The organism is Streptomyces sp. NPDC002889 (assembly GCF_042888425.1).
Classification (GTDB): domain Bacteria; phylum Actinomycetota; class Actinomycetes; order Streptomycetales; family Streptomycetaceae; genus Streptomyces.
Genome location: NZ_JBIAPT010000001.1, coordinates 407,255 through 432,822 on the forward strand (window position 1 = coordinate 407,255; position 25,568 = coordinate 432,822).

A 25,568-nucleotide genomic window follows, 5' to 3' on the forward strand; every position below is an offset into this window, starting at 1 on the left:
TGGAGCCACGAAGCTCATGAGCACTCCGATCGAGTCCTCCTCCCTCCTCCGCGTCGAGAAGGGCCAGGCGGACCCTGAGGAACTGGCGGCCATCACCGCGGTCCTCATGGCCCGCGCGGCTTCCTCCTCCTCCACCACTCAGCCCCACCGCGGCCGCTCCACCGCCGGCTGGCGCCGCCTGGAGCGCCAGTCGGGCTTCCGCACGGCCCACAGCTGGCAGGGCTGACACCCGTACGGCCTCGCAAGGCCCCCGCTCGCGCAGTTGCGAGCGGGGGCCTTGCGTTTCCCCGCCGGCCCCCGATCCCGGCTGCGCCGTCCCCGCACCGGACGATCCTGCCGGGCAGCGTTCGCCGCTTCGGTCACGAGCAGCAGCCCCCGGCCGCCCCCTCGGGCCCCGGGCACCGCCGTCGCCCGCTGTCGTGCGGCTCGACCCGCACCACCTCTTCACCACGATGGCGTCGGCACAGGGAACAGCCCCGCACTCCTCTCGCTCGGAGTGCGGGGCTGTTCCCTGCGGCCGGACAGGGATCCGGTGCGGAAGGACTACCGAAGGCGGGCCATCAGTGCGTGCTCGACCAGGGTGATGAGGGCGCTCTTGGCGTCCGCGCGGTGGCGGGCGTCGGTGGTGATGATCGGGGTGTCGGGGCCGATCTGGAGTGCCTCGCGGACTTCTTCGGGGTTGTAGGGCTGGTGTCCCTCGAAGCCGTTGAGAGCGACGACGAAGGGCAGGCCGCTGTTCTCGAAGTAGTCGACCGCGGGGAAGCAGTCGGCGAGGCGTCGGGTGTCGACGAGGACGACGGCGCCGATGGCGCCGCGGACCAGGTCGTCCCACATGAACCAGAAGCGGTCCTGGCCCGGTGTACCGAAGAGGTACAGGATCAGGTCCTGGTCGAGCGTGATGCGGCCGAAGTCCATGGCGACGGTGGTGGTGGTCTTGTCGCCGGTGTGGGTGAGGTCGTCGATGCCGGCCGATGCGGACGTCATGACGGCTTCGGTACGCAGCGGGTTGATCTCCGAGACGGCGCCGACGAACGTGGTCTTGCCCACGCCGAAGCCGCCCGCCACCACAATCTTTGCGCTGGTGGTTGAGCGGGCTGCACCGCCGCTAGAGCTTGCGAAGTCCACTGAGCACCCTTTCGAGCAGTGTCACGGCTGGCTGGCCGCCGGCGGCCTCGTCGCCGCCTGGCTGGTGGATGGCGACAAGTCCGGCCTCCGCCAGGTCGGCGACAAGGATCCGGGCAACGCCGAGGGGGATGGTGAGAAGTGCCGAGATCTCGGCGACCGACTTGATCTCGATGCACAGCCGACAGATCCGCTGGTGCTCGGGCAACTGCCCTTGCAGCCGGGACGGATCGGCCGTGGTGCTGACCAGTGCCTCGATGGCGAGCTGGTAACGCGGCCGGGTCCGGCCGCCGGTCATGGCATACGGACGCACCAGCGGATTGCTGCTGCCCGACGCCGTCGTGGGCTCAGGACGCTTCCGCGGCTGCACCGGCTGGATACGGGGCTGCTGCGGCTGGTCGTACGGCTGGCCGTACGGCGACTGCGGCTGCTGGTAAGGCTGTTGCGGGCCCTGTCTGCTCGGGGTCGAAGGAAAGTTGAAGCGGTTCGCCTGGGGATCGCCCGGGGGTTGATGACCACCCTCGTATGGGCGTCCGCCTGGGGGTGTTGCCACGTTTCCTCCTCCGACTGCCGGTAGCCGGTCCCTGTCCCTGTGGAGCCGCGCCACCGCACCTTACGGTGCGGTGGCGTGAAACGCACTGTCTGCCTGTTAGTTGAGAAGACTTCCCTGGAGCTCCGCCCGCAGGTCGGGGGTGAGCACACTGCCCGCACGGTCGACCAGGAGGGCCATCTCGTAGCCCACGAGGCCGATGTCGGCGTCGGGGTGGGCGAGTACGGCCAGTGAGGAGCCGTCGGAGATGGACATGATGAAGAGGAATCCGCGTTCCATCTCCACAACCGTCTGGTTGACGGCGCCGCCTTCGAAGATCCGGGATGCTCCCGCGGTCAGCGAGGTCAGTCCGGAGGCCACTGCCGCCAGCTGATCGGCGCGGTCGCGCGGGAAACCTTCGGACATCGCCAGCAGGAGTCCGTCGGCGGAGACCACCACGGTGTGGGACACCCCGGGGGTGTTGTCCACGAAGTTGGTGATCAACCAGTTCAGATTCTGCGCCGCCTGGCTCATCGGGCTCACACTAACGCTCCTGGTTGTAGGTACTACCCGGGCCACTGTGTCGATCGTAAGTGGCCGGTCCGTTCGTGTCCGTCCCCGCGCTGCGTCCCTGCTGGACACCGCGTCGCAGGTTGCTCAACCTGCCACGCACGTCCTCAGGGGCGCGGGAGACCTGGGGGCCGCCCTGCGGCGTCTGCTCCGCCGTTCCCTCGACCAGATTGGCCTTGGGCACGCGCCGCGGGAGGCCGGAGGGGGTGACCCCGCCCGCCTTCGGGTCGCGGAGCTTCTCCGCCCGCTGCCAGCGCTCGTCGTTCTTCGAGCGCCATTCGCTGTCGGAGTCGGAGGAGGGGCCGAAGTTGAACCCCTTGCCGCCGCCGTTGTCGGACCGTCCGCTCTGTGGAGCTTGCGGGGCCTGCTCGGCGGGCTGCTGCTGCCACTGCTGGGGTGACGGCTGCTGCTGCTGCGACGGCTGGCTGCTGCCGCGCCTCGGGAGACCGGCGTTCGTCACCTCGTGGCTGCTGCTCGGAGAGGGTCCCGGACGTTCGAAGCCTACGCGCTCGGGAGCGTTCGTGGGGGCGTCGGGCGCAGATTCCGATTCGGTCCGGTAATCCGGCTCGTACGAGGCCTGGTAGCTGTCCTGATCCGACCACTGTGCCTGGTGGGGCTGGGGGTCGTACGCAGCGTCGTACTGCGGCTGGGCGCTCTGCGGAGCCTGGTAATTGGCCTCCGCATATGCCCCGGCCGAGTGCTGCTCAAGTGACTGCTGGGGCTCGGGGTAGCCGCCCTGCACCTGGTACCCGTCGTACGACGGCTGCTGGTCCTGCGCGTAGCCCTGGGCGTACTCCTGGCCGTACTCGGAGCCGTACTCCTGCTCGCCCTGGGCGTATCCCGCCTCGTCGCCGTACATGGGCTCGGTGCCCTGTGCCTGCGCCTCGAGGGCGGCCCGGCGCTCTTCGCGTGCCAGCGAGCGGCCGACCGGGTCGAGCTGGGTCGAGGGGTCCGCGAGCTGTTCGTAGCGGGAGTCGTCGAAGCCGAGTTCCGCCGCGGTGCGCATCGGGGCGATGCTCTCGTAGGACTGCGGCTGGTGCTGCTCCGGCATGATCGAGGAGACCGTGAAGTCGTCCTCGGGCAGCGCCTCGCCACCGCCACCGTGGGTGATGGCGTCGGGAAGCATGACCAGCGAGGTGGTGCCGGCCTGCTCGCCCGAGGGGCGGAGCTGAACGCGGATGCCGTGACGGTCGGAGAGTCGGCCGACCACGAACAGCCCCATGCGCTGCGAGACGGCGGCGTCCACCGTCGGCGGGTTGGCCAGCTTGTGGTTGATGTCGGCGAAGTCCTCGGCGGTCAGGCCGATGCCCTTGTCGTGGATCTCGATCATGACCCGGCCGTCGGGCAGCCGGGTGGCCGTCACGCGGACCTTGGTCTGCGGCGAGGAGAACGTCGTCGCGTTCTCCAGCAGCTCGGCGAGCAGGTGCACGAGGTCGCTCACGGCCTGGCCGTGGATTTCCGTCTCCGGGACGCCGGTGAGCTCGATGCGCTCGTAGGACTCCACCTCGGAGGAGGCGGCGCGCAGCACGTCGACCAGCGGAACCGGCTGGTTCCAGCGGCGGCCGGGCTCCTCGCCCGCGAGGACGAGAAGGTTCTCGCCGTTGCGGCGCATACGGGTCGCCAGGTGGTCCAGCTTGAAGAGGTTCTCGAGCTGGTCCGGGTCGGCCTCGTTGTTCTCCAGGTCGGTGATCAGGGTCAGCTGGCCCTCGATCAGCGACTGGTTGCGGCGCGAGAGGTTGGTGAAGATCGCGTTGACGTTGCCACGGAGCATGGCCTGCTCGGCGGCGAGCCGGACGGCCTCGCGGTGGACCTGGTCGAAGGCGCGGGCAACCTCGCCGATCTCGTCCTGGGTGTCGATCGGGATCGGCTGGACGCGGGTGTCGACGCGGCCCGGATCGGTGCGCGAGAGCTGGTCGACGAGCATCGGCAGGCGCTGCTCGGCGATGCCGAAGGCGGCGGTACGCAGCTGGCGCATCGAGCGGCTCATCTGGCGGGCCATGAGACCGGCCAGGATGAAGGCGGTGAGCAGCGCGATGATGACGATGGCGCCGTTGACGAAGGCGTCGGTCTTGGCGTCGTCGGAGATGGTCGCGGCCTCGTCCACGGCCCGGTCGACGAGGTCCTTCTCGATCTCGGTGTAGCCGTCGAACTTGGCGGTGGAGCCGCCGAACCAGGTCTCGGGCGTGATGTCCTGCGCCTTGAGCTCGGCAGCAGGCTTGCCCTGGCCGATCTGCGTGGCCATGCCGGTCAGCACGGAGCCGTCCGGGCCCTTGGGCGGGTTCAGACCCGCGGCCTGGAGCCGCTTCCCGCCTTCGGTGGCCTTGGCGGCCATGATCTCCTTGAGCCTGTCCAGGTCGGCCTGGGTGCCGCCGGAGACGTACTCGCCGATGGCGATCTGCTCGAGGTAGTTGTACGAGTTGAACGCCACGAGCTGCCGGCCGCGGACGCCTTCGTCCTTGCTGGGCCTGACCAGCAGGTGGATGCCGATGGAGCGCTGCAGCGACGTGGCTGCCTTGGCCAGCTGGACGGCATAGACGGTACGGCCGTAGCTGGTGATGTTGCCGGTGCCGAGGCCGAGCTCGTTGGAGAACTCCATCAGCGAGTGCTGGACCTTGACGTAGCCCTCTTCGGTCTGCACCGGGTCGAGCGCCTTGGTGTAGGCGACCTGGCGCAGCTTCACCAGGGTCGGCTCCTCCTCGCGGAACAGACCCAGGCGGCGCTTGAGGCCATCCGTCTGCGGCATGTCCTCGACGGCCGCGTCGAACTCGGCCGCGGCGGCGTCCGTGTCCGCATACGCCTCCCTGATGACGGCGCTCTTGCGGGCGTCCTCACTGGTGGCAAGCAGCAGGGGCTGGGCAGTGACGTCACGCTCGTTGAGCAGCGCCTGGCCGTACTTGGAGGCGGCACGCACGACGAGTGCCGTCTTCTCGGCGTCCTGGGCCTCGCTCCAGGTGTCGATCGAGGTCTTCACCTGGAAGCCGCCCATCACCAGTCCGACGAGGACGGGTATGAGCAGGATCGCGTTCAGACGGGTGGGCACCCGCCAGTTGCGCGGGGACAGCCGGCTGGAGCTGCCGGCGACCGGGGGAGTACCGGAGGAACCCGACACATCCGCAGGCGACGCCACTGCGCGCGGCGGCGGGGTGAAGTTGCCCCGCGCCTGCTGCTCTGCGGAGCTGTTCTTGCTTCGCCTCACTCGACCAACAACCTCTCGGCGTCGGCACCTACGTTGTGCCGTGTTTCGTTCAGAGCCGTACTACTCGGGAGTTCGACGAATTCCAGCACGTCGAGGGGTCCCGTTCCAAACACCTGGAATCTGCGATTCCGAGTGGCCTGTGCCTCAGATGAAACGGGCATAAGGAACGAGCCCTGACAAAAGGCGAGGCTCACGTGAGCGCAGTGATACCAGCCGTGTGCGGCGGGTGGTCGCTGCGGGTCAATTCTCTGTCGAAATGTTATGAACATGGAGGCGGGCCGTGTCAAAACAGACACAGCCCGTCCCTCCACAACTACGACAACTGCCGTATAGCGACGTCTACTTGAGCCGCGCCATCAAAGCGTGTTCGACGAGTGTGATCAGGGCGCTCTTGGCGTCCGCGCGGTGGCGGGCGTCGGTGGTGATGATCGGGGTGTCGGGGCCGATCTGGAGTGCCTCGCGGACTTCTTCGGGGTTGTAGGGCTGGTGTCCCTCGAAGCCGTTGAGAGCGACGACGAAGGGCAGGCCGCTGTTCTCGAAGTAGTCGACCGCGGGGAAGCAGTCGGCGAGGCGTCGGGTGTCGACGAGGACGACGGCGCCGATGGCGCCGCGGACCAGGTCGTCCCACATGAACCAGAAGCGGTCCTGGCCCGGTGTACCGAAGAGGTACAGGATCAGGTCCTGGTCGAGCGTGATGCGGCCGAAGTCCATGGCGACCGTCGTGGTGGTCTTGCCGCCGGTGTGGGTGAGGTCGTCGATGCCGGCCGAAGCGGACGTCATGACGGCTTCCGTACGCAGCGGGTTGATCTCCGAGACGGCGCCGACGAACGTGGTCTTGCCCACGCCGAAGCCGCCCGCCACCACAATCTTTGCGCTGGTGGTCGACCGGGCCGCACCGCCGCTAGAGCTTGCGAAGTCCACTGAGCACCCTTTCGAGCAGTGTCACATCCGGCGTGCCGCCGGCCTCTCCGTTGCCCGGCTGGTGAATGGCCACCATGCCGGCCTCCGCCAGGTCCGCGACGAGGATCCGGGCGACGCCGAGCGGCATCGACAGCAGAGCCGACACCTCGGCGACCGACTTGACCTCCCGGCACAGATGGCAGATCCGCTGGTGCTCGGGGAGCAGCCCGGCAAGGAGCGCGGGGTCGGCCGTCGTGCTGACCAGTGCCTCGATGGCGAGCTGGTAACGCGGCCGGGTCCGGCCGCCGGTCATGGCGTACGGACGGACCAGCGGCTGGTCGCCCTCAAAACCGTAGGACGCGTCTACCGAGGCGCCGTACGGATCGTGAGAGGCGGTTGGCGGGGTCATGAATCCTCCGGGCGTGACGGCACGTGGTCTGCGTGACGTCTGAGTGGGCCGGTGGGGGGCCTAACGGCGGCCTGACGGATGTCTGTGCGGTGGGGCGCAATGGGCTACCTGGGTCTGTGCGTGGGGGGAACGGTGACTCAGTGCAGCAGGCTTCCCTGAAGTTCCGCCCGCAGGTCCGGGGTGAGGACGCTCCCGGCCCGGTCGACCAGGAGAGCCATCTCGTAGCCCACCAGGCCGATATCGGCGTCGGGGTGCGCCAGCACGGCCAGCGAGGACCCGTCGGATACGGACATCAGGAACAGGAAGCCGCGTTCCATTTCGACCACGGTCTGGCTGACCGGACCGCCTTCGAAGATCCGGGACGCCCCCGCGGTCAGCGAGGTCAGCCCCGATGCCACCGCTGCCAGCTGATCGGCACGGTCGCGGGGAAATCCTTCGGACATGGCCAGCAGCAGACCGTCGGCGGAGACCACCACTGTGTGGGACACCCCAGGGGTGTTGTCCACAAAGTTGGTGATCAACCAGTTCAGATTCTGCGCGGCCTGGCTCATCGGGCTCAACTAACGCTCCTGCTGGTGAGTCGGGCCGAGGTTGAAGCTGCCGGTCGTGCTGTTCTGCTGCCGGCCTTGCTGGATACCCCGTCGGAGATTGGTCAGCCGGCCGCGCACATCGTCGGGCGCACGGGAAACCTGCGGACCTGTCTGGTGGTTCTGTTCCTGCGCGGTACCCGGCACGAGGTTGGCGCGCGGGACCCGGCGGGGCAGACCGGAGGTGGTGACGCCGCCCGCCGCGGGCTTTCTGACCCGCTCGGCCTGGCGTACCAACTCGTCGTTGGGCGAGGTGCGCCACGTGGCGCCACTCGCGTTCTGCGCGTTGCCCGGGGTTGCCGGGCTCGGCGCAGGGGAGCGCTGCGGTATCGGCGGAACGGAACGTTCCGGCGACGTCGGCGGGATGCCGGGGTCCTGCTGGCCGGCGGACCGGCCACCCTGCGCACCATGGAACCAGTTGGTCTCCAGAGTGTCATACAGGGGCGTACGTCCGTCTCCGGGACCGGAGGCCGGCGGCAGCGCCTCCGGCTGATACGGCGCGGGCAGCCCGTTCGCGGGCCCGTTCGCGGGCCGCGGCGGAGCGAAGCCCGAGGTGTCGCGCGGACGCGGAGCGGGCGCGTTCTGCTGCTGAGCAGAGCTGCCGTAGACATCGGGGCGTACGAACTGGCCTGTGGACGAGCCGTTGCCGCCGGCTCCCGCACCGCGCGGCGGCGGGGAGTTGTAGTCCGGTCGCGGGAACTCGGCCGTCGCACCGGGGCCACGGGTGTCGTGGTCCTCGTGCCCGCGCGGCGCGTCCGCGGAAGGACGCTGCTGCGGGACCGACGGCTGCTCGCTGCCCCAACTGGCGGCCTGGGGGCGCTGCTGGCGCGGCGGTACGGACTCGTCGCGGCGGCCGGACGGACCACCGGGCAGCTCGGCACGCGGACCGCCGGAAGCCGGCAACTGCCGGCCGCGGTCGCCCGCACCGGGCCCGCTCTGTTGGGGGGTCTCGTTACGGGAAGGAGCAGCATGCGCACCACGGGGCGCGCCGAAACCGGCACCCTGACGTGAGGTGTCCTGCTGACCGCCTGTCGGGCCGCCCTGACCGGGGCGCGGAGCCCCGTCACGGGGCGGCAGCGCCGCCCGCGGGGCAGCAGCGCCACCGACCTGTCCACGGGGCGCGCCCGCGCCGAGCCGGCCGCTGGGGGCACCTCCCATGGGGGAGGGTGCACCGCCGGCTGCGCCGCCGAGGCCGGGACGGCTTGCGCCGGCCGGAGCACCGGGCCGCCCGCCGGCCGCCGGGGGAACAGCGCCCTGGCCGCCCGCACCGGGCTTGCCCGGCACCTTCTTGCCGCCGTGGGCGACATCGACGGGCAGCATGACGAGCGCGGTGGTGCCACCGGAGTCGGAGGGACGCAGCTGGATGCGGATGCCGTGTCGCAGCGACAGGCGGCCGACCACGAACAGACCCATGCGGCGGGAGACCGAGACGTCCACGGTGGGCGGCGACGCCAGCCGCTCGTTGATCGCGGCGAGGTCCTCGGGGGAGAGGCCGATACCGGTGTCGTGGATCTCGACGAGCACCCGGCCGTCGGGCAGGGCGTGACCGGTGACCTTGACCTTGGTCTGCGGGGAGGAGAACGACGTCGCGTTCTCGAGCAGCTCGGCGAGCAGGTGCACAAGGTCGTTGACGACGCGGCCGGCGACCTCGGTCGCGGGGACCGCCGCGAGCTCGATGCGCTCGTACTGCTCCACCTCGGAGGCGGCGGCACGGAGCACGTCGACCAGCGGGACCGGACGGGTCCACCGGCGGCCGGGCTCCTCGCCCGCGAGGACGAGGAGGTTTTCGCCGTTCCGGCGCATACGGGTCGCGAGGTGGTCCAGCTTGAAGAGCGAGGACAGCTGGTCCGGGTCGGCCTCGCGGGACTCCAGCTCGGAGATGAGCGAGAGCTGACGCTGGATAAGACCCTGGCTGCGGCGCGAGAGGTTGGTGAACATCGCGTTGACGTTGCCCCGCAGAAGAGCCTGCTCGGCAGCGAGGCGGACCGCCTCGCGGTGCACGTCGTCGAAGGCCGCGGCCACCTTGCCGATCTCGTCCCGGGAGTGCACACCGACGGACTCGACAGAGGTGTCCACGTCCTGCGGGTCGGCCTCGGACAGCTGCTTGACGAGCTCGGGCAGGCGGTCCGAGGCGACCTTGGTCGCGGTGTCCTGCAGCCGCCGCAGCGAGCGGATCATGGAACGGGCCACGACGAAAGCGCCGACGAGCGAGACACCGAGGACGACGAGGATCAGGGCACCGTTGATGATCGCTTCGCGCTGCGACTCCTCGCGGAGCTCACGGGCCTTGCTCTCCATCTGGTCGAGCAGCGTGCCCTCGATCTGCTTCATCGCGTTGATGCGGACCGAGTAGTCGTCGGTCCAGTCCAGGTGCGAACGCTCCGGCAGCCGCTCGAGGTTGCCCTTCGTGTCCAGCACGCGCTTGGCGTACAGCTCGGACGCGGTGATCGTCGGGTTGCCGTTGTCCAGCGGAGCGGTCAGCTCCTCGGAGTCGCCGCCGGCGGACTCGTAGATCGACTTGAAGGTCTTGAGCTCGGTCTTGCCGTTCTCCAGAGCCGCCTTGCCGTACAGCCGGTCGTTCTCTGTCAGGCCCGGGGCCTTGGCGTCGCTGCCGCCGGGCAGCGCCGCGGCGATGATGGCGCGCTGGATGGACGCGTACTCCTTGGCGGAGGAGAAGGCCGCGAGAGCACGCGTCCGCTTGATCATGTCCGGGTTGCTGGTCGCCTGCGCCATGTCCTGGGAGAGGCTCAGCAGCGACTCGATCAGCCGGCTGTAGCTCTCGACGGTCAGGGAGTTGGCATCCTGTTCGTATGCGCTGTCCCGGATCGTGCCGAGGGTGTTGACCTGCACGGCGATCTGGTTCGCGTTGGCGCGGATGCTCTCCAGCGCCTCGTCGCCGTCCGTGTTGGGGATGTCACGCGTGGCCTCGAGGAAGGCCTTGCGCGCCCGGTCGGTCTGGGTACGCGGCCCGGAGACCTTGAAGTCCGTCTCGGGGGTGCCGTTGGCCAGCGGACCGGCGGACAGGTCACGCTCCGCCTGGAGCGCCTGCGCCAGCTCGGTCGCTTCCTGGGTCATCTTGGTGAGCAGCTGCATGTGATCCAGCTGCTTCATGTCGTCCATGGACTCCTGGATACGGAGTCCGCCCAGTGTGGTCGCCGCGACGACCGGCAGGGTGAGCAGGGACACCAGTCGCGTGCTGATGCGCCAGTTGCGCAGCGCTATTCGCGATCCGGTGTCCGTCGGGCCCTTGGAGCCCCTGAAATCCCTGAAGCTCCTGGGCTTGGCCGAAGCCGTGGACCCGTCGCCGGGCGTCGCCGCACCGGGGCGCGCGGCACGCTCGCCGCTGTCGCCGGACCCAGCCGGTCCCTGGTTGTGGGTGTGCTGGGGCGAGGAGCCGCGGTCGGTCCCGCCGCGCGGCTCCTGTTCCGCCGCAGCGCTGCCATCCCTCTTGAAACGTCCCTGCACTAGCGTCGCAACCTCTGGACCAGGCGTCCCCCCGCTTGCACGGTGGGACGGTGTCGGCGTCTTGGGGCGAAGACTGCCCCATGGGTGGTCGTGATTGACCGGCGCTTCCTCCCCCTTTCACCGCCGCTCGACGGCGCTGCGTTGCGCCCTTGCGCGCCGGCATGAAACCCGCGGCGGTGCGTGGAATTCCAGCACAGTGCCGGATCTCCAACAAGAGCGGCGTACCGGGCTGTGACCTTGGTGACGCGATGTGAGCGACGTGTCACAACCCGTAGAAAGGGTTCATGGATGAATCGGGCTTTTTCGTACGAGTCATTTACGGGTGGGGGGTGTCCCAGTCGCGATGATCAGGAGCGGAATGGTGCATTCAGTGGCGCAATGTCCGATTCCGTGACGGTGATCCAGAGTCCGGATTGCCGGAATTCACACTCAAGTCGTGAGGAAACTCACACCTAGATCGTTGAGTCTTCCGGGCTTTGGCTGGGAATTGGATGTTTAGCCTGTCGCTTTACAGGGATAAGCAATCCGTCAACCGGCGCTCACGCAGTGCCCGTAGCACGACGAGGTCTGAAACAACCCATGAAGACGACGATGATGTTCCGCAACATAGCCAACCCCCGGCGCACCACACTCGCCCACCTCACGGACGCGGACGAGCTGCAGGGGCCGGAGCAGCAGGAGCACTCGCTCGATCTTCCCGCCCAGACCGCGAACCCCCGCCGCACCACTCTCATGGACGCGCCGGTTTCCTGAGGGGCCGGTTCGGCTCGGCCGCCGGTGACGTCACTCGCCCATGGGCCGAGCGCCACCCGCTCGGTGACGTCCCCTGCGGGGTGATGCGCACGGCGGGTGCCGCCTGCCGCGTTAGCCTGGAGCGTCAGTCTCCGGCCAGCGAGCAAGTAGTGAGGGGCGACAGCATCCCGTGCGCATCGCCAGATTCTCCATCGACGGCAATGTCGCCTTCGGCGCGGTCGAGGACGGCCCCGACGGGCTCGTCCTCGACATCATCAAGGGCATTCCGTACGCCGACTTCGAACTCTCCGGAACCAAGGTTCCGCTGAGCAAGGTCCGGCTGCTGCCGCCCGTGCTCCCCAACAAGGTCGTGGCCATCGGCCGCAACTACGCGGAGCACGCGGCAGAGCTCGGCAACGAGGTCCCGGACGTCCCCGTCGCCTTCTTCAAGCCCACCACCTCGGTGATCGGCTCCGGTGACGCCATCGAGTACCCCTCGTTCTCCAACGAGCTGCACCACGAGGCCGAGCTCGCCGTCGTCATCGGCCGCATGTGCCGCGAGGTCCCGCGCGAGCGTGTCAAGGACGTCGTCCTCGGCTACACCTGCGCCAACGACGTCACCGCGCGTGACGCCCAGAAGCGCGAGAAGCAGTGGGCCCGCGCCAAGGGCTTCGACACCTCGTGCCCCCTCGGCCCCTGGGTGGAGACCGACCTCGACCCGAGCGACCTCACGATCCAGTGCACGGTCAACGGCGAACAGCGCCAGCTCGGTCGTACGAGCGACATGGTCCGCTCCATCGAGGACCTGGTCGTCCACATCACGGAGGCCATGACCCTGCTCCCGGGCGATGTCATCCTCACCGGCACGCCCGCCGGGGTCGGCCCCCTCAACGTCGGCGACGAGGTCGCCGTCACCATCGAAGGCATCGGCACTCTCACCAACAAGGTGATCAAGCGTGGCTAACGGATCCGTCCGCGTACGTTTTTGTCCCTCCCCGACCGGCAACCCCCATGTGGGCCTGGTCCGCACCGCGCTGTTCAACTGGGCGTTCGCCCGGCACAGCGGCGGCACCATGGTCTTCCGCATCGAGGACACCGACGCGGCCCGCGACTCCGAGGAGTCGTACAACCAGCTGCTCGACTCGCTGCGCTGGCTCGGTCTCGACTGGGACGAGGGCCCCGAGGTCGGCGGCCCGCACGCCCCCTACCGGCAGTCCCGGCGCATGGACATCTACCGGGACGTCGCCGGGAAGCTGGTGGCCGGCGGATACGCCTACCCCTGTTACTGCACCTCCCTCGAGCTCGAGGCCCGCCGCGACGCCGCCCGCGCCGCCGGCAAGCCCTCCGGCTACGACGGCAAGTGCCGCGACCTGAGTGCCGAGCAGAAGGCCGCGTACGAGGCCGAGGGCCGGGAGGCGATCATCCGCTTCCGGATGCCCGACGAGCCGATCACCTTCACGGACCTGGTCCGCGGCGAGCTCACCTTCACCCCGGACAACGTCCCGGACTACGGCATCGTCCGCGCCAACGGTGCGCCGCTGTACACCCTGGTCAACCCGGTGGACGACGCCCTGATGGAGATCACCCACGTCCTGCGCGGCGAGGACCTGCTCTCCTCCACCCCCCGCCAGATCGCCCTCTACAAGGCGCTGATCGAGCTGGGCGTGGCCAAGGAGATCCCGGCCTTCGGCCACCTCCCGTACGTCATGGGCGAGGGCAACAAGAAGCTCTCCAAGCGCGACCCGCAGGCGAACCTCAACATCTACCGGGAGCGCGGCTTCCTCCCCGAGGGCCTCCTCAACTACCTCTCGCTGCTCGGCTGGTCCTTCTCCGCGGACCAGGACATCTTCTCGATCGCCGAGCTGATCGAGAGGTTCGACGTCGCGGACGTCAACGCGAACCCGGCCCGCTTCGACCTGAAGAAGGCCGAGGCGATCAACGCCGACCACATCCGCCGCCTCGATGTGAAGGCGTTCACCGAAGCCTGTGAACCCTGGCTGAAGGCCCCGCACGCCAACTGGGCGCCCGAGGACTTCGACCGGTCCGCGTGGGAGGCGATCGCCCCGTACGCCCAGACCCGTCTGACGGTCCTGTCCGACATCACGCAGAACGTCGACTTCCTCTTCCTGAAGGAGCCTGTCGAGGACGAGGCGTCCTGGACCAAGGCGATGAAGGAGGGCTCGGACGATCTGCTGCGCACCGCCCGCGAGAAGCTCGAGGCCGCGGACTGGACGAGCCCGGAGTCGCTGAAGGAGGCCGTCCTGGCGGCCGGCGAGGCCCACGGACTCAAGCTCGGCAAGGCCCAGGCCCCGGTCCGCGTCGCGGTCACCGGCCGTACGGTGGGCCTGCCGCTCTTCGAGTCCCTGCAGATCCTGGGCAAGGACCGCACGCTTTCCCGGATCGACGCCGCGCTGGAGAAGCTGAGGGCCTAGCCTCGGATCATGCCGATCCGCGCGGTCCTGTGGGACATCGACGACACGATCTTCGACTACGCCCGCGCCGACCGCGCCGGTATGCAGCAGCACCTCGAGGCCGAGGGCCTGGCGGACGGATACGACTCCGTCGACCAGGCCCTCGGCCGTTGGCGCGAGCTCACCGCTCAGCACTGGGAGCGCTTCTCCGCCGGTGAGACGGACTGGCAGGGGCAGCGCCGGGACCGGGTGCGTGCCTTCACCGGCCAGGTCCTGGGCGACGACGATGCCGACGCGTGGTTCGACCGCTACGTGGTCCACTACGAGGCCGCCTGGACGCTCTTCCCCGACGCGGTCCCGGCCCTGGACGAACTGGCGGGCGACTACCGCCAAGCCGTCCTGTCCAACTCCTCGCTCCTCAACCAGGACCGCAAGCTGCGCGTCCTCGGGGTACGCGACCGGTTCGAGGCCGTCCTGTGCGCGGTCGAGCTGGGGGTCTCCAAGCCCGCGGTGAAGGCGTTCCACGCCGCCTGTGAGGCCCTTGCGCTGCCGCCCGAAGAGGTCGCGTACGTGGGGGACCAGCCCGACATCGACGCCGGTGGGGCCGTTGCGGCCGGGCTCGTGGGTGTCTGGCTGGATCGCGGGGGACTCGGCGGGCGGCCCGAGCTCAGCCGTATCACCGGTCTCGACCAGCTCCCCGCCCTGCTGCGGGCGGATACCCGTTTTGGAGCGCCGTCCACCTTCGGGTAATGTTCTTCCTGCGCCGCCCGAGCGGGGCCGAAAGGTCCGGCCGCAAAGCGCAAGCAGAACAAGACCCCCTTCCAGGGGGTTGAGTTTTGGTGGCCTATGGTGTAATTGGCAGCACGACTGATTCTGGTTCAGTTAGTCTAGGTTCGAGTCCTGGTAGGCCAGCTCGCAGAGCTTATCTGCAAAGCCCCCGTTGTGTAGCGGCCTAGCACGCTGCCCTCTCAAGGCAGTAGCGCCGGTTCGAATCCGGTCGGGGGTACAGATCCTTCCCGCGTGATTACTTGGGTCGCACCCGACTGATCGCGATGCAGGATCGCTAGGGCCCCCGTTGTGTAGCGGCCTAGCACGCCGCCCTCTCAAGGCGGTAGCGCCGGTTCGAATCCGGTCGGGGGTACTGGTCTCAAACCACCATGGGCTATGGTGTAATTGGCAGCACGAGTGATTCTGGTTCATTTAGTCTAGGTTCGAGTCCTGGTAGCCCAGCACAGTGTCGATCATGCGATTCCGTCGCGTGGCTCTCAGATCTTGCCCCCGTTGTGTAGCGGCCTAGCACGCCGCCCTCTCAAGGCGGTAGCGCCGGTTCGAATCCGGTCGGGGGTACGTGAAGGAAAGGCCCTCCCCGGTCGGGGAGGGCCTTTTCTCGTGTGCGGCGCTCATGTGTAGCGACGGCGGGACTCCTCCGCCTGTGCCAGTCTGCGCAGGCTCAGCAGCACCGGCTCGTACAGCACGGTGAATGCCACTGCCGCTTCCAGTTGTTCCTCCTCCTGCTCGTACCGCTCGATCAAGTCCAGGTCGACGACAGCCAGTTCGGCCGCGGCTTGGGCGTACGGCAGCAGCTGTGCCACATCGCAGGGGTAGCCGAGCCGGTCCATCGAGGTGATCGCCTCGACCAGCATCCGGTACGCCGGTGACTCGGCCCCCAGTTCGCGGCCGAAGCTCCAGCCGAGCTGCTCCAGCAGTGCGTCGGCGGTGCGGTGCGCGGCCGCGGTGGCGGGGTCCTTCTCGTCCGGGTCCGGGCCGTGCGGGATGGCCCAGACGGCAGCGCCGAGCCGCATGTGGTGGTCGAGGGAGTCGTCGTCGACGGCGGCGAGCACCTCGCGGGCCGTCGCCACCGGTACCCGGCCGACCTGGATCAGGGCCCGCACCAGGCGGAGGCGGCGCAAGTGCTCGTCGTCGTACTCGGCCTGGGTGGCGCTGAGACGGCGCCCCGGGGGCAGCAGTCGCTCACGCAGGTAGTACTTGATCGTCGCGGTGGGTACGCCGCTGCGTTCGCTGAGCTCCGCCAGTCGCATCCGTGTGCATCCTTCGCTTGCATCCTTCATTGGAGAGTGTCACTATCCAATTCTAGATGGATAGCTCCACTATCCAACCTTCTTCGCAAGGGGGAACCCGCGATGAGCAGCAAGCCGATCCAGGGGCGCATGACCGCGGAGTCCGAGGGCGGGGTGACCGTCTTCCTCATCGGTATGCGCATCAACAGCTTCCGGGCGGTCCGCAGTTGGTGGCCGACCCTCAGGGCCATGCCGCGGATGCTGAGGGAGCTGTCGCAGGAGAAGGACAGCGGGCTTCTGGGACATCAACTGCTTCTGGGCGGACCCAGGCTGGTGTACGTGGTGCAGTACTGGGGGTCGAAGGACAAGCTCCTCGCCTACGCCTCGGCGCCGGACCAGGAGCACCGCCCCGCCTGGGCGGCCTTCAACCGCCGGATGCGCGAGGGCAGGGGCAAGGTCGGCTTCTGGCACGAGACGTACGTCGTCCCGGCGGGCTCGTACGAGTCCGTCTATGTGAACATGCCCGCCTTCGGCCTGGGTGCGGCGACGGACGTCGTCCCGGTCGGCCGCCGCGGTGAACGTGCCGCGGACCGGCTGAAGCCGGCGGCCTGAGACCGATTCGGGTGATGTTCGGCGGCCGGCTGCTCCCGCGGCGGCGGTCGCCGGCCGGTGCTGCCCGGGGGCCGTGCCCGGCCGGCTCAGGCACTCGGTGGTACGGGTGTGTCTCGTCCGCGGGGTGGCCGGCGTGCTCGTGTACGCGCTGCACAGCCTCCGCCGAGGGGCTCGCGGACAGGCAGTGGAACGCTCCCGACGACGGATCGGCCCAGGTGTGCTTGAAGCGCACACCCTCTTCGCCCTCGATCGCCGGGATCCGCGCCATGCGCACCTTGCGCAGATGGTCGTCGTGGCCTCGGATCCTGCTGTTCCTGCCGGGCGGCGTCACGCCCCGCAGGGGCGATCCGTCACAGGGCCGTCACCGGCACACAGGTCCGGCCGGCCCCTGCGGCGTCGAAGGGGCCGGCCGGATCTGGACGAAGGGGGTTCAGCCGCGGCGCAGGGCCTCGCTCAGCCGTGCCGCGGCATCGATCACGGCCTGGGCGTGCATGCGGCCGGGGTGGCGGGTCAGCCGCTCGATCGGTCCGGAGACCGAGACGGCGGCGACCACACGGTTCGACGGGCCGCGCACCGGCGCGGAGACCGAGGCGACACCCGGCTCACGCTCGCCGATCGACTGGGCCCAGCCCCGTCGCCGTACGCCCGAGAGCGCCGTCGCGGTGAAGCGGGCGCCCTGCAGTCCGCGATGCAGACGCTCCGGCTCCTCCCAGGCCATCAGGATCTGGGCCGAGGAGCCGGCCTTCATCGTGAGCGTGGAGCCGACCGGCACGGTGTCCCGCAGTCCGGACAGCCGCTCGGCCGCCGCCACACAGATGCGCATGTCGCCCTGTCGGCGGTAGAGCTGCGCGCTCTCGCCCGTGACATCGCGCAGATGCGTGAGCACCGGCCCGGCCGTGGCCAGCAACCGGTCCTCGCCCGCCGCGGCGGCGAGCTCCGCCAGCCGCGGGCCCAGGATGAACCGGCCCTGCATGTCCCGCGCCACCATGCGGTGGTGTTCCAGTGCCACGGCCAGGCGATGTGCCGTGGGTCGTGCGAGCCCTGTCGCCGCGACCAGCCCGGCGAGGGTGGCCGGACCGGACTCCAGTGCGCTCAGTACCAGAGCTGCCTTGTCGAGAACGCCGACGCCGCTAGAGTTGTCCATGCAACGATATTCACGTCTCACACTGTGAAACGCAAGTTCAATTTTCTCCGGAACTTGCGACGCTGTAGTTGCGGCCCGCGGACCAACGGGCTCCGCACAAGATCTCTAGTTGCGTCGGCGGCACAGTCGGCCGGAGGGAAAGCGATGGGTAGGACACTCGCGGAGAAGGTCTGGGACGACCATGTCGTCCGGCGCGCAGAGGGCGAGCCCGACCTCCTTTTCATCGATCTTCATCTGCTGCACGAGGTGACCAGCCCGCAGGCGTTCGACGGTCTGCGGTTGAACGGTCGCCAGGTGCGCCGCCTCGACCTCACCATCGCGACCGAGGACCACAACACTCCGACCCTGGACATCGACAAGCCGATCGCGGACCCGGTTTCACGGGTTCAGCTGGAGACGCTGCGCAAGAACTGCGCCGAGTTCGGGGTGCGGCTGCACCCGCTGGGCGATGTGGAGCAGGGTGTCGTGCACGTCGTGGGTCCGCAGCTGGGTCTGACCCAGCCCGGCACCACTGTGGTCTGCGGTGATTCCCACACCTCCACGCACGGTGCGTTCGGTGCGCTCGCGTTCGGCATCGGCACCTCGCAGGTGGAGCACGTGCTGGCCACGCAGACGCTGCCGCTGGCACGTCCGAAGACGATGGCGATCACCGTGGAGGGCGAACTGCCCGACGGCGTGACGGCCAAGGACCTGATCCTGGCGATCATCGCCAGGATCGGTACCGGCGGCGGTCAGGGCTACATCCTGGAGTACCGCGGCAGCGCCATCGACAAGCTGTCGATGGAAGCCCGGATGACGATCTGCAACATGTCGATCGAGGCGGGCGCCCGCGCGGGCATGATCGCCCCGGACGAGACCACGTTCGACTACCTGAAGGGCCGCGACCACGCGCCCGAGGGCGCCGACTGGGACGCCGCGGTCGAGTACTGGAAGACGCTGCGCACCGACGACGACGCGGTCTTCGACGCCGAGGTGTTCATCGACGCCGCGGAACTCTCCCCGTTCGTCACCTGGGGCACCAACCCCGGCCAGGGCGCGCCCCTGTCGGCGAACGTCCCCGACCCGGCTTCGTACGAGGATGCTTCGGAGCGGCACGCGGCGGAAAAGGCCCTGGAGTACATGGGGTTGACCGCCGGGCAGCAGCTGAGGGACATCAGGGTCGACACCGTCTTCGTAGGCTCGTGCACCAACGGCCGTATCGAGGACCTGCGCAACGCGGCCGCGATCCTGGACGGCCGCAAAGTCGCCGACGGCGTACGGATGCTGGTTGTTCCCGGCTCCGTGCGGGTCGCGCTGCAGGCCGTCGAGGAGGGCCTGGACAAGGTCTTCAAGGAGGCCGGCGCCGAGTGGCGGCACGCGGGATGCTCGATGTGTCTGGGGATGAATCCCGACCAACTGGCCCCCGGGGAGCGTTCCGCTTCCACCTCGAACCGCAACTTCGAGGGCAGGCAGGGCAAGGGCGGCCGCACGCATCTGGTCTCGCCGCAGGTTGCCGCGGCCACCGCGGTGCTGGGCCATCTGGCCTCTCCTGCCGATCTGTCCGACACCCGTACGCCTGCTGGAGTGTGACCACGATGGAAGCTTTCACCACACACACCGGACGGGCCGTGCCGCTGCGGCGCAGCAATGTCGACACCGACCAGATCATTCCGGCGCACTGGCTGAAGAAGGTCACGCGCGACGGGTTCGAGGACGGGCTGTTCGAGGCCTGGCGCAAGAACCCCGACTTCGTCCTCAACCGCCCGGAGCGGGCGGGTGCCACGGTGCTGGTCGCCGGGCCGGACTTCGGCACCGGCTCCTCGCGTGAGCACGCGGTGTGGGCACTGCAGAACTACGGTTTCAAGGCCGTCATCTCCTCCCGGTTCGCCGACATCTTCCGTGGCAACTCGCTCAAGAACGGTCTGCTGACCGTGGTCTTGGAGCAGAAGGTCGTGGACGCGCTGTGGGAGCTGACCGAGGCAGACCCGACGGCCGACATCACCGTGGACTTGGAGAAGCGCCAGGTCCTGGCCGAGGGCATCACCGCCGACTTCGAGCTCGACGAGAACGCCCGTTGGCGCCTCCTGAACGGCCTCGACGACATCAGCCTCACCCTTCAGAACGAAGCGGACATCTCCGCCTACGAGGCGGACCGGCCCACCTTCAAGCCCCGGACGATTGAGGCCTGAGCAGCGCTTTTCCCGAACTGCGCCCTCCACCGACAGGTGGAGGGCGCAGTCGTTTGTTGAGACCCCGTCGGGCGACAACTCGCCCCAGATGGCACAATCGGTGCATGGAACGCGACAGCCAACTCGAGCTCTACGCGGCAGTCGCAGCCAGATTGAAGGAAGCGCACGCAAGAGTGCGCGCACTGCAAGTCCCGGAGGGCGTAAGGATGGCGCTGTCCCGGAAGCTGCTGGTCGTCACGGCAGCGGCGAAGCACGATCTCCCGGACGCGGCAAGGCGTCTGGACCGGTTGATGAAGGACCTCGATGAGGGTCGTTTCCCCGAAGGCGACTGACACCCAGAACTCCGGGGCGGTCGACATCGTTGCGGCACTAGGGTGATTAGCCCGTTTCGTGTTTGATTTGCGGTATATATCTGCCTAACGTGCGAAAAGGCCAGAACGCATTCGTTCCGGCAATGTCTCCGAAGGGGAAGACGTGAACAAGGCGCAGCTCGTAGAAGCGATTGCCGACAAGCTCGGCGGCCGTCAGCAGGCCGCTGACGCTGTCGACGCAGTACTTGACGCGATCGTCCGCGCAGTGGTCGGCGGAGACCGGGTGTCGGTCACCGGCTTCGGCTCGTTCGAGAAGGTCGACCGCCCCGCCCGATACGCCCGTAACCCGCAGACGGGTGAGCGCGTCCGGGTCAAGAAGACGTCCGTGCCGCGCTTCCGCGCCGGCCAGGGCTTCAAGGACCTGGTGAGCGGCTCCAAGAAGCTGCCCAGGGGCGGCGAGGTCGCCGTCAAGAAGGCTCCCAAGGGCAGCCTTTCGGGCGGAATTTCCCGTACGACGGCCAAGGCCGCGGCCAAGAAGGCCACCGCCAAGAAGGCCGCCGCCAAGAAGACGACCGCCAAGAAGGCCGCCGCCAAGAAGACCACGGCGAAGAAGACCACGGCGAAGAAGACGACCGCCAAGAAGACGACCGCGGCCGCCAAGAAGACCGCGACCAAGACCGCGGCCGCCAAGAAGACCGCGCCGGCCAAGAAGGCCACGGCCAAGAAGGCGCCGGCCAAGAAGACAACGGCGCGCAAGACGGCCGCCAAGAAGACCACTGCCAGGAAGAAGTAAGCGGCACAGGGTCACACAGCCACTCACGCGCCGGGCCGGTTTCCCCTTGGGGAGACCGGCCCGCGGCGTGCCCGGGCCGCTGCCGGGGTTTCCGGGGGCTCCCGGGGATGCCTCGAGGCTGTCAGAGGGTCTGCAGCGTCACCAGCGTGATGCGGCGCGCCTCGCCCTCGCCCTCCGTCTCGATCCGCACCCGCTGCCCCGGCCGCAGCAGCCGGAGGCCGCCCGCGTCGAAGGCCGCGGCATCGAACTCCACCGGGGTGCCGTCATCGAGCAGCACGCTCCCGCTGCGGGTTTCGGGGTCGTATGTGTACGAGGTCGCCTGCATGTGCCGCAGCCTATCCGCCCGCCCGGCCGTCCAGAGCGTGAGCTTCGGCCCAGCGTCCGGCCGTGTGCGAGCCCACCCCCAGCGAGAGCGCGGCCGTCAGATCGTCCGCGGTGTCCACGTCCTGGCGTACGGAATCGACGCCCTCGAGAAGGATTTCGGCCGCCCCCGACATCAAATGCCGACGGCGAGAAGGACCGCCGAATGCCGGCCTTAATTCCACGCCTGGTGCGGCGCAGAGCAATGTCGTCCCGATTCCGGTCGCATCCGCCAGAAATGCCCGATTGAATACCGAAGCTGCGACAAGTACACGTGCCAATTCCGTGGGGCGCAATGCGGGCAGATCGGCGTTGAGTGCGGCGACCGGCGCCCGGGCCCGTAGTGCGCGCACCGAATCGGCCCCGTGGACGAGCGCCGCGTTGAGCCCCGAGGCGGGTGCGTCCGGCACGATCCGCGCCCCCAGCGCCGCGAGTGAGGCCGCGGCCGCGGGATCGTCCGTGACGACCGCCACATCACGTACGGCCGGGCAGGCCAGCGCCGCAGCCACGGTGTCCTGCGCGAACGCGAGCGCCAGATGAGGCCGCAGGCCGGCGTCCGCGGCACCCGCCAGCCTGCTCTTTGCCCGGGCAAGGGGCTTCAGCGGAACGATCAGGGACCACAGGAGGGGCGGCTCGGTGCTCGCGGCGAGCTCTGGGTCGATGCGCATCGGGCCCATTGTGGCCCGCTGTGCGAAGGTGCGGGGACCGGGGTGAGGGCCGCCCGCGGGGTCGGGGCGTACCGTGTCCTCGACAGACCAGGGGCCTGGGGCGACACTTGACCCCCAGCAGCCAGGCAGTAGCCCGGTCATAGAGGAAGGTGTCCGAGTGTCCCGCCGTAGAATCGGCTTCTGGTACCGCCTGGCGGCGGTCATCGCAAAGCCGCCGCTGGTTGTTCTGTTCAAGCGGGACTGGCGGGGAATGGAACACATTCCGGCCGACGGCGGATTCATCACCGTGGTCAACCACAACTCGTATCTGGACCCACTGTCCTACGGCCACTTCCAGTACAACACCGGACGCGTGCCGCGCTTTCTCGCCAAGGCCGCCCTCTTCAAGGGCTCCTTCGTGGGCATGATGCTGCGCGGCACCCAGCAGATCCCCGTCTACCGCGAGACCACCAACGCGCTGGACGCGTTCCGCGCCGCCGTGGAAGCCATCGAGCGCGGTGAATGCGTGGCCTTCTACCCCGAGGGCACCATCACCCGCGACCCGCATATGTGGCCGATGGCCGGCAAGACCGGCGCCGCCCGGGTCGCCCTGATGACCCGCGTCCCGGTCGTCCCCGTCGCCCAGTGGGGCGCCAACCTGGCGATGCCGCCGTATGCCAAGGAGAACAAGCTCCGGCTGTTCCCGCGCAAGACTCTCTCGGTGCTCGCCGGACCGCCTGTCGACCTGACCCGGTTCTACGACCTCGAGCCCACCCCCGAGGTGCTGCGCGAGGCCACCGAGATCATCATGGCCGCCATCACGGCGCTGCTCGAGGACGTGCGCGGCGAACAGGCGCCGGGCGATCCGTACGACCACCGCACGGCCCGTGCAGAACAGCGGCGCAGGGCCGCTGAGGAGGAAGCGAAGTGACCCACCCCGTCAAGGCAGCCGTCTTCGGAACAGGCTCGTGGGGTACGGCTTTCGGCATGGTGCTCGCGGACGCGGGCTGCGAGGTCACCCTCTGGGGCCGCCGCGCCGAACTTGTCGACGCCGTCAACACCACCCGTACCAACCCCGACTATCTGCCCGGGATCGAGCTCCCGGCCACCATGCGGGCCACCACCGACCCGGCCGAGGCGCTGCAGGGCGCGGACTTCACCGTCCTCGCCGTCCCTTCCCAGACCCTGCGCGGCAACCTCGCCGCGTGGGTGCCGAAACTGCCCGCCGACACCGTCCTCGTCTCCCTGATGAAGGGCGTCGAACTCGGCACCGCCAAGCGGATGAGCGAGGTGATCGAGGAAGTGGCCGAGGTGCCGGCGGATCGCGTCGCCGTGGTCACAGGCCCCAATCTCGCCAAGGAGATCGCCTCCCGCCGCCCGGCCGCCGCCGTGGTCGCCTGCCGCGACGAAGCGGTCGCACAGCGCCTCCAGGCCGCCTGCCACACCCCTTACTTCCGCCCGTACACCAACACCGACGTCGTCGGCTGCGAACTGGGCGGCGCGGTCAAGAACGTGATCGGACTCGCCGTCGGGATCGCCGACGGCATGGGCCTCGGCGACAATGCCAAGGGCTCGCTGATCACCCGCGGTCTCGCCGAGACCACCCGCCTCGGTCTCGCGATGGGCGCGGACGCGCTCACCTTCTCCGGGCTCGCCGGCCTCGGCGACCTGGTGGCGACCTGCTCCTCGCCGCTGTCCAGGAACCACACGTTCGGCACCAACCTCGGCCGCGGTATGACGCTCCAGGAGACCATCGCCGTCACCAGGCAGACCGCCGAAGGCGTCAAGTCCTGCGAGTCGGTGCTGGATCTGGCCCGTCGGCACGGCGTCGACATGCCCATCACGGAAATGGTCGTCGGCATCGTCCACGAGGGGAAGCCACCAGTGGTCGCGCTCAAGGAATTGATGTCGCGCGCAGCCAAGCCCGAGCGGCGCTGACGTCGCAGGGACCAGCGGGTAGTCTCATCGCGATATGAGCACCGAGAACCTCCCCCAGAGCCCCGAGCAGCAGGTCCGCAAGCCGCGCGTAGCCGTCGTCTTCGGCGGCCGCAGCTCCGAACACGGGATCTCCGTGGTCACCGCGGGCGCGGTGCTGCGCGCCATCGACCGCACCAAGTACGACGTGCTGCCGATCGGCATCACCACCGACGGCCGGTGGGCGCTCACCGCCGACGAGCCGGAGCGGATGGCGATCGCCGACCGCAGGATGCCGAACGTCCAGGAGCTCGCCGAGTCCGACGAGGGCGGCGTGGTGCTCTCCGTCGACCCAAGCAGCCGCGAGGTCGTGTACAGCGAGCCCGGTTCCGTGCCCAAGGCCCTCGGCGAGGTCGACGTCGTCTTCCCGATGCTGCACGGCCCCTACGGCGAGGACGGCACCCTGCAGGGGCTGCTGGAGCTCGCGGGCGTCCCGTACGTCGGCTCCGGAGTGCTCGCCTCCGCCGTCGGCCAGGACAAGGAGTACATGAAGCGGGTCTTCATCTCCTTCGGGCTGTCCGTCGGACCGTACGAGGTGATCAGGCCGCGCGAGTGGGAGCAGGATCCGTCCGCCGCCCGGAAGAAGATCGCCGACTTCGCGGGCGAGCATGGCTGGCCGCTGTTCATCAAGCCCGCGCGCGCCGGGTCCTCGATCGGCATCACGAAGGTCGACGACGTCTCCGGCCTCGACGCGGCGATCGAGGAGGCACAGCGCCACGACCCCAAGATCCTCGTCGAGGCGCTGCTGCGCGGCCGCGAGATCGAGTGCGGGGTGCTGGAGTTCGAGGACGGCCCGCGCGCCAGCGTCCCGGCCGAGATCCCGCCGGTCAGCAGCCACGACTTCTACGACTTCGAGGCCAAGTACATCGACTCGGCGTCCGGGATCGTGCCCGCGCCGCTGAGCGAGGAGCAGACGGCGAAGGTGCGCAGGCTCGCGGTCCAGGCCTTCGACGCGGCCTCCTGCGAGGGCCTCGTGCGCGCGGACTTCTTCCTCACCGAGGACGGCGAGTTCGTCATCAACGAGATCAACACCATGCCCGGCTTCACGCCGATCTCCATGTACCCGCGGATGTGGCAGGAGACCGGCGTGGGCTACCCGGAGCTGGTGGACCGGCTGATCCAGGCGGCCCTTCGCCGCCCGACCGGTCTGCGCTAGATCCCACCCCCAGGGGACCTCGGGCGTGGCCGGCACCGTCTTCTCGACGGCGTGGGCCGGCTCGGCGAGCGGGGTCACGTCATGGGCGTACCGCTCGGACCATCGTGACCTCGACGTAGGTCCCGCGGTACGTGGTCGTGGAGCATCGGGTTGTCGCCGTTCGCCTCCTCGTCTCGGACCGGGGCGCTCATCCTCCGCGGCCGGGGGACGCCGCAGCGCAGTACGATCGCGGCATCGCCCCAGCCGGCGGTCAGTTCGGACGCGGGCTCGGGATCGCGGCGGTCCTGTCCGCGGCGGACTGCGGCAGCTTGTTGTGCAGCGCGGGGCACGGGGAGGCTTCCTCCGGCGGGAGACCGGGAACCGTGACCGACGCCGCCGCGTCCGTGGATGAGCAGCCCGCGGCAGCCGCCAGGACCACGGCGGCTGCGGCGGACAGGGAGAGACCGGCGAGACGAAGGTGTCAC

Annotated in this window: 25 protein-coding genes, 5 tRNA genes and 2 pseudogenes; 18 read left to right on the forward strand and 14 right to left on the reverse strand. The window is 69.1% G+C overall.

Annotated features, from left to right (window positions below; translation table 11 throughout):
* The first annotated feature begins 16 nt into the window (after positions 1-16).
* Positions 17-226, forward strand: a complete 210-nt coding sequence (locus ACFYWI_RS01785) for an acyl-CoA carboxylase subunit epsilon (RefSeq protein ID WP_389223890.1) — start codon at positions 17-19, stop codon at positions 224-226.
* A 317-nt stretch (positions 227-543) separates the two neighbouring features.
* On the opposite strand, the gene ACFYWI_RS01790 is transcribed toward ACFYWI_RS01785, so the two are convergent.
* The 8 genes from ACFYWI_RS01790 to ACFYWI_RS01825 all read right to left on the reverse strand — a co-directional run bounded on the left by ACFYWI_RS01790 (position 544) and on the right by ACFYWI_RS01825 (position 10,778).
* Positions 544-1,125, reverse strand: a complete 582-nt coding sequence (locus ACFYWI_RS01790) for an ATP/GTP-binding protein (RefSeq protein WP_215097095.1) — start codon at positions 1,123-1,125, stop codon at positions 544-546.
* Positions 1,106-1,675, reverse strand: a complete 570-nt coding sequence (locus tag ACFYWI_RS01795; protein ID WP_389223894.1) for a DUF742 domain-containing protein — start codon at positions 1,673-1,675, stop codon at positions 1,106-1,108. Before ACFYWI_RS01795 ends, ACFYWI_RS01790 begins: the two co-directional genes overlap by 20 nt.
* 96 nt (positions 1,676-1,771) lie before the next feature.
* Positions 1,772-2,185, reverse strand: coding sequence for a roadblock/LC7 domain-containing protein (locus ACFYWI_RS01800; protein WP_006127847.1), 414 nt, complete (start codon positions 2,183-2,185; stop codon positions 1,772-1,774).
* A 10-nt stretch (positions 2,186-2,195) separates the two neighbouring features.
* Positions 2,196-5,417, reverse strand: coding sequence for a nitrate- and nitrite sensing domain-containing protein (locus ACFYWI_RS01805; protein ID WP_389223897.1), 3,222 nt, complete (start codon positions 5,415-5,417; stop codon positions 2,196-2,198).
* A gap of 339 nt (positions 5,418-5,756) precedes the next feature.
* On the reverse strand, positions 5,757-6,338 hold the full coding sequence (locus ACFYWI_RS01810) for an ATP/GTP-binding protein (RefSeq protein WP_326652837.1): 582 nt from the start codon (positions 6,336-6,338) through the stop codon (positions 5,757-5,759).
* Positions 6,319-6,726 carry a DUF742 domain-containing protein gene (locus ACFYWI_RS01815; RefSeq protein WP_389223900.1) on the reverse strand — a complete coding sequence of 136 codons (408 nt, stop codon included), beginning with the start codon at positions 6,724-6,726 and terminating at the stop codon, positions 6,319-6,321. The genes ACFYWI_RS01810 and ACFYWI_RS01815 overlap by 20 nt, the downstream gene beginning before the upstream one ends.
* 137 nt (positions 6,727-6,863) lie before the next feature.
* Entirely contained in the window at positions 6,864-7,277 is a 414-nt protein-coding gene (locus tag ACFYWI_RS01820; protein WP_215177658.1) for a roadblock/LC7 domain-containing protein, read from the reverse strand.
* Positions 7,278-7,286: 9 nt separating this feature from the next.
* Positions 7,287-10,778, reverse strand: coding sequence for a nitrate- and nitrite sensing domain-containing protein (locus tag ACFYWI_RS01825; RefSeq protein ID WP_389223903.1), 3,492 nt, complete (start codon positions 10,776-10,778; stop codon positions 7,287-7,289).
* 579 nt (positions 10,779-11,357) lie between these two features.
* Here ACFYWI_RS01825 and ACFYWI_RS01830 point away from each other — a divergent pair.
* From ACFYWI_RS01830 to ACFYWI_RS01870, 9 genes are all read left to right on the forward strand, one after another.
* Positions 11,358-11,531 (forward strand): hypothetical protein, encoded by a 174-nt coding sequence (locus ACFYWI_RS01830; RefSeq protein ID WP_389223906.1) that lies wholly within the window; start codon positions 11,358-11,360, stop codon positions 11,529-11,531.
* A 169-nt stretch (positions 11,532-11,700) separates the two neighbouring features.
* Entirely contained in the window at positions 11,701-12,474 is a 774-nt protein-coding gene (locus ACFYWI_RS01835) for a fumarylacetoacetate hydrolase family protein (protein WP_389223909.1), read from the forward strand.
* Positions 12,467-13,942 (forward strand): glutamate--tRNA ligase, encoded by a 1,476-nt coding sequence (gltX, locus tag ACFYWI_RS01840; RefSeq protein WP_389223912.1) that lies wholly within the window; start codon positions 12,467-12,469, stop codon positions 13,940-13,942. Before ACFYWI_RS01835 ends, gltX begins: the two co-directional genes overlap by 8 nt.
* Positions 13,943-13,951: 9 nt before the next feature.
* The gene (locus tag ACFYWI_RS01845) at positions 13,952-14,671 is read left to right on the forward strand and encodes an HAD family hydrolase (RefSeq protein ID WP_389223915.1); all 720 of its coding nucleotides are present in this window, start codon (positions 13,952-13,954) and stop codon (positions 14,669-14,671) included.
* Between the two features lie 90 nt (positions 14,672-14,761).
* Positions 14,762-14,833: transfer RNA gene (locus tag ACFYWI_RS01850), tRNA-Gln, on the forward strand.
* Between the two features lie 21 nt (positions 14,834-14,854).
* Positions 14,855-14,927, forward strand: a tRNA-Glu gene (locus tag ACFYWI_RS01855).
* A 62-nt stretch (positions 14,928-14,989) separates the two neighbouring features.
* A tRNA-Glu gene (locus ACFYWI_RS01860) sits at positions 14,990-15,062 on the forward strand.
* Between the two features lie 17 nt (positions 15,063-15,079).
* Positions 15,080-15,151, forward strand: a tRNA-Gln gene (locus tag ACFYWI_RS01865).
* 44 nt (positions 15,152-15,195) lie between these two features.
* Positions 15,196-15,268: transfer RNA gene (locus tag ACFYWI_RS01870), tRNA-Glu, on the forward strand.
* 53 nt (positions 15,269-15,321) lie between these two features.
* On the opposite strand, the gene ACFYWI_RS01875 is transcribed toward ACFYWI_RS01870, so the two are convergent.
* The gene (locus tag ACFYWI_RS01875) at positions 15,322-15,960 is read right to left on the reverse strand and encodes a MerR family transcriptional regulator (protein ID WP_389223918.1); all 639 of its coding nucleotides are present in this window, start codon (positions 15,958-15,960) and stop codon (positions 15,322-15,324) included.
* 102 nt (positions 15,961-16,062) lie between these two features.
* On the opposite strand from ACFYWI_RS01875, the gene ACFYWI_RS01880 reads away from it, so the two are divergent.
* Positions 16,063-16,551 (forward strand): DUF4188 domain-containing protein, encoded by a 489-nt coding sequence (locus ACFYWI_RS01880; RefSeq protein WP_389223921.1) that lies wholly within the window; start codon positions 16,063-16,065, stop codon positions 16,549-16,551.
* A 106-nt stretch (positions 16,552-16,657) separates the two neighbouring features.
* On the opposite strand, the pseudogene ACFYWI_RS01885 reads toward ACFYWI_RS01880, so the two are convergent.
* Both ACFYWI_RS01885 and ndgR read right to left on the reverse strand, forming a co-directional pair.
* Positions 16,658-16,855: pseudogene (locus tag ACFYWI_RS01885) on the reverse strand (nickel-binding protein); the annotation flags it as partial.
* 126 nt (positions 16,856-16,981) lie between these two features.
* Positions 16,982-17,695: an IclR family transcriptional regulator NdgR gene (gene ndgR, locus ACFYWI_RS01890; RefSeq protein ID WP_389223924.1), complete on the reverse strand. Its 714-nt coding sequence runs from the start codon at positions 17,693-17,695 to the stop codon at positions 16,982-16,984.
* Between the two features lie 144 nt (positions 17,696-17,839).
* On the opposite strand from ndgR, the gene leuC reads away from it, so the two are divergent.
* The 4 genes from leuC (at position 17,840) to ACFYWI_RS01910 (ending at position 20,967) form a co-directional block, all read left to right on the forward strand.
* The gene (gene leuC, locus ACFYWI_RS01895; protein WP_389223927.1) at positions 17,840-19,264 is read left to right on the forward strand and encodes a 3-isopropylmalate dehydratase large subunit; all 1,425 of its coding nucleotides are present in this window, start codon (positions 17,840-17,842) and stop codon (positions 19,262-19,264) included.
* A 5-nt stretch (positions 19,265-19,269) separates the two neighbouring features.
* The gene (leuD, locus tag ACFYWI_RS01900) at positions 19,270-19,863 is read left to right on the forward strand and encodes a 3-isopropylmalate dehydratase small subunit (protein ID WP_389223930.1); all 594 of its coding nucleotides are present in this window, start codon (positions 19,270-19,272) and stop codon (positions 19,861-19,863) included.
* A gap of 104 nt (positions 19,864-19,967) precedes the next feature.
* Positions 19,968-20,195: a hypothetical protein gene (locus ACFYWI_RS01905; protein WP_389223933.1), complete on the forward strand. Its 228-nt coding sequence runs from the start codon at positions 19,968-19,970 to the stop codon at positions 20,193-20,195.
* A 142-nt stretch (positions 20,196-20,337) separates the two neighbouring features.
* Positions 20,338-20,967 (forward strand): HU family DNA-binding protein, encoded by a 630-nt coding sequence (locus ACFYWI_RS01910; protein ID WP_389223936.1) that lies wholly within the window; start codon positions 20,338-20,340, stop codon positions 20,965-20,967.
* Between the two features lie 121 nt (positions 20,968-21,088).
* Here ACFYWI_RS01910 and ACFYWI_RS01915 read toward each other — a convergent pair whose 3' ends face one another.
* Entirely contained in the window at positions 21,089-21,292 is a 204-nt protein-coding gene (locus tag ACFYWI_RS01915; RefSeq protein ID WP_389223939.1) for a hypothetical protein, read from the reverse strand.
* A gap of 10 nt (positions 21,293-21,302) precedes the next feature.
* Positions 21,303-21,995, reverse strand: coding sequence for a 2-phospho-L-lactate guanylyltransferase (cofC, locus tag ACFYWI_RS01920; RefSeq protein ID WP_389223942.1), 693 nt, complete (start codon positions 21,993-21,995; stop codon positions 21,303-21,305).
* A 157-nt stretch (positions 21,996-22,152) separates the two neighbouring features.
* Here cofC and ACFYWI_RS01925 point away from each other — a divergent pair, with 157 nt between their 5' ends.
* Genes ACFYWI_RS01925 through ACFYWI_RS01935 form a run of 3 tightly spaced genes read left to right on the forward strand, consistent with a single transcriptional unit; the run spans position 22,153 to position 25,104 of the window.
* The gene (locus ACFYWI_RS01925; RefSeq protein ID WP_389223945.1) at positions 22,153-22,905 is read left to right on the forward strand and encodes a lysophospholipid acyltransferase family protein; all 753 of its coding nucleotides are present in this window, start codon (positions 22,153-22,155) and stop codon (positions 22,903-22,905) included.
* Positions 22,902-23,912 carry an NAD(P)H-dependent glycerol-3-phosphate dehydrogenase gene (locus ACFYWI_RS01930; RefSeq protein ID WP_389223948.1) on the forward strand — a complete coding sequence of 337 codons (1,011 nt, stop codon included), beginning with the start codon at positions 22,902-22,904 and terminating at the stop codon, positions 23,910-23,912. Before ACFYWI_RS01925 ends, ACFYWI_RS01930 begins: the two co-directional genes overlap by 4 nt.
* Positions 23,913-23,946: 34 nt before the next feature.
* Positions 23,947-25,104: a D-alanine--D-alanine ligase family protein gene (locus ACFYWI_RS01935; protein ID WP_389223951.1), complete on the forward strand. Its 1,158-nt coding sequence runs from the start codon at positions 23,947-23,949 to the stop codon at positions 25,102-25,104.
* Positions 25,105-25,134: 30 nt separating this feature from the next.
* Here ACFYWI_RS01935 and ACFYWI_RS01940 read toward each other — a convergent pair.
* Positions 25,135-25,540, reverse strand: a pseudogene (locus tag ACFYWI_RS01940) (DUF3515 family protein); the annotation flags it as partial.
* Positions 25,541-25,568 lie beyond the last annotated feature (28 nt).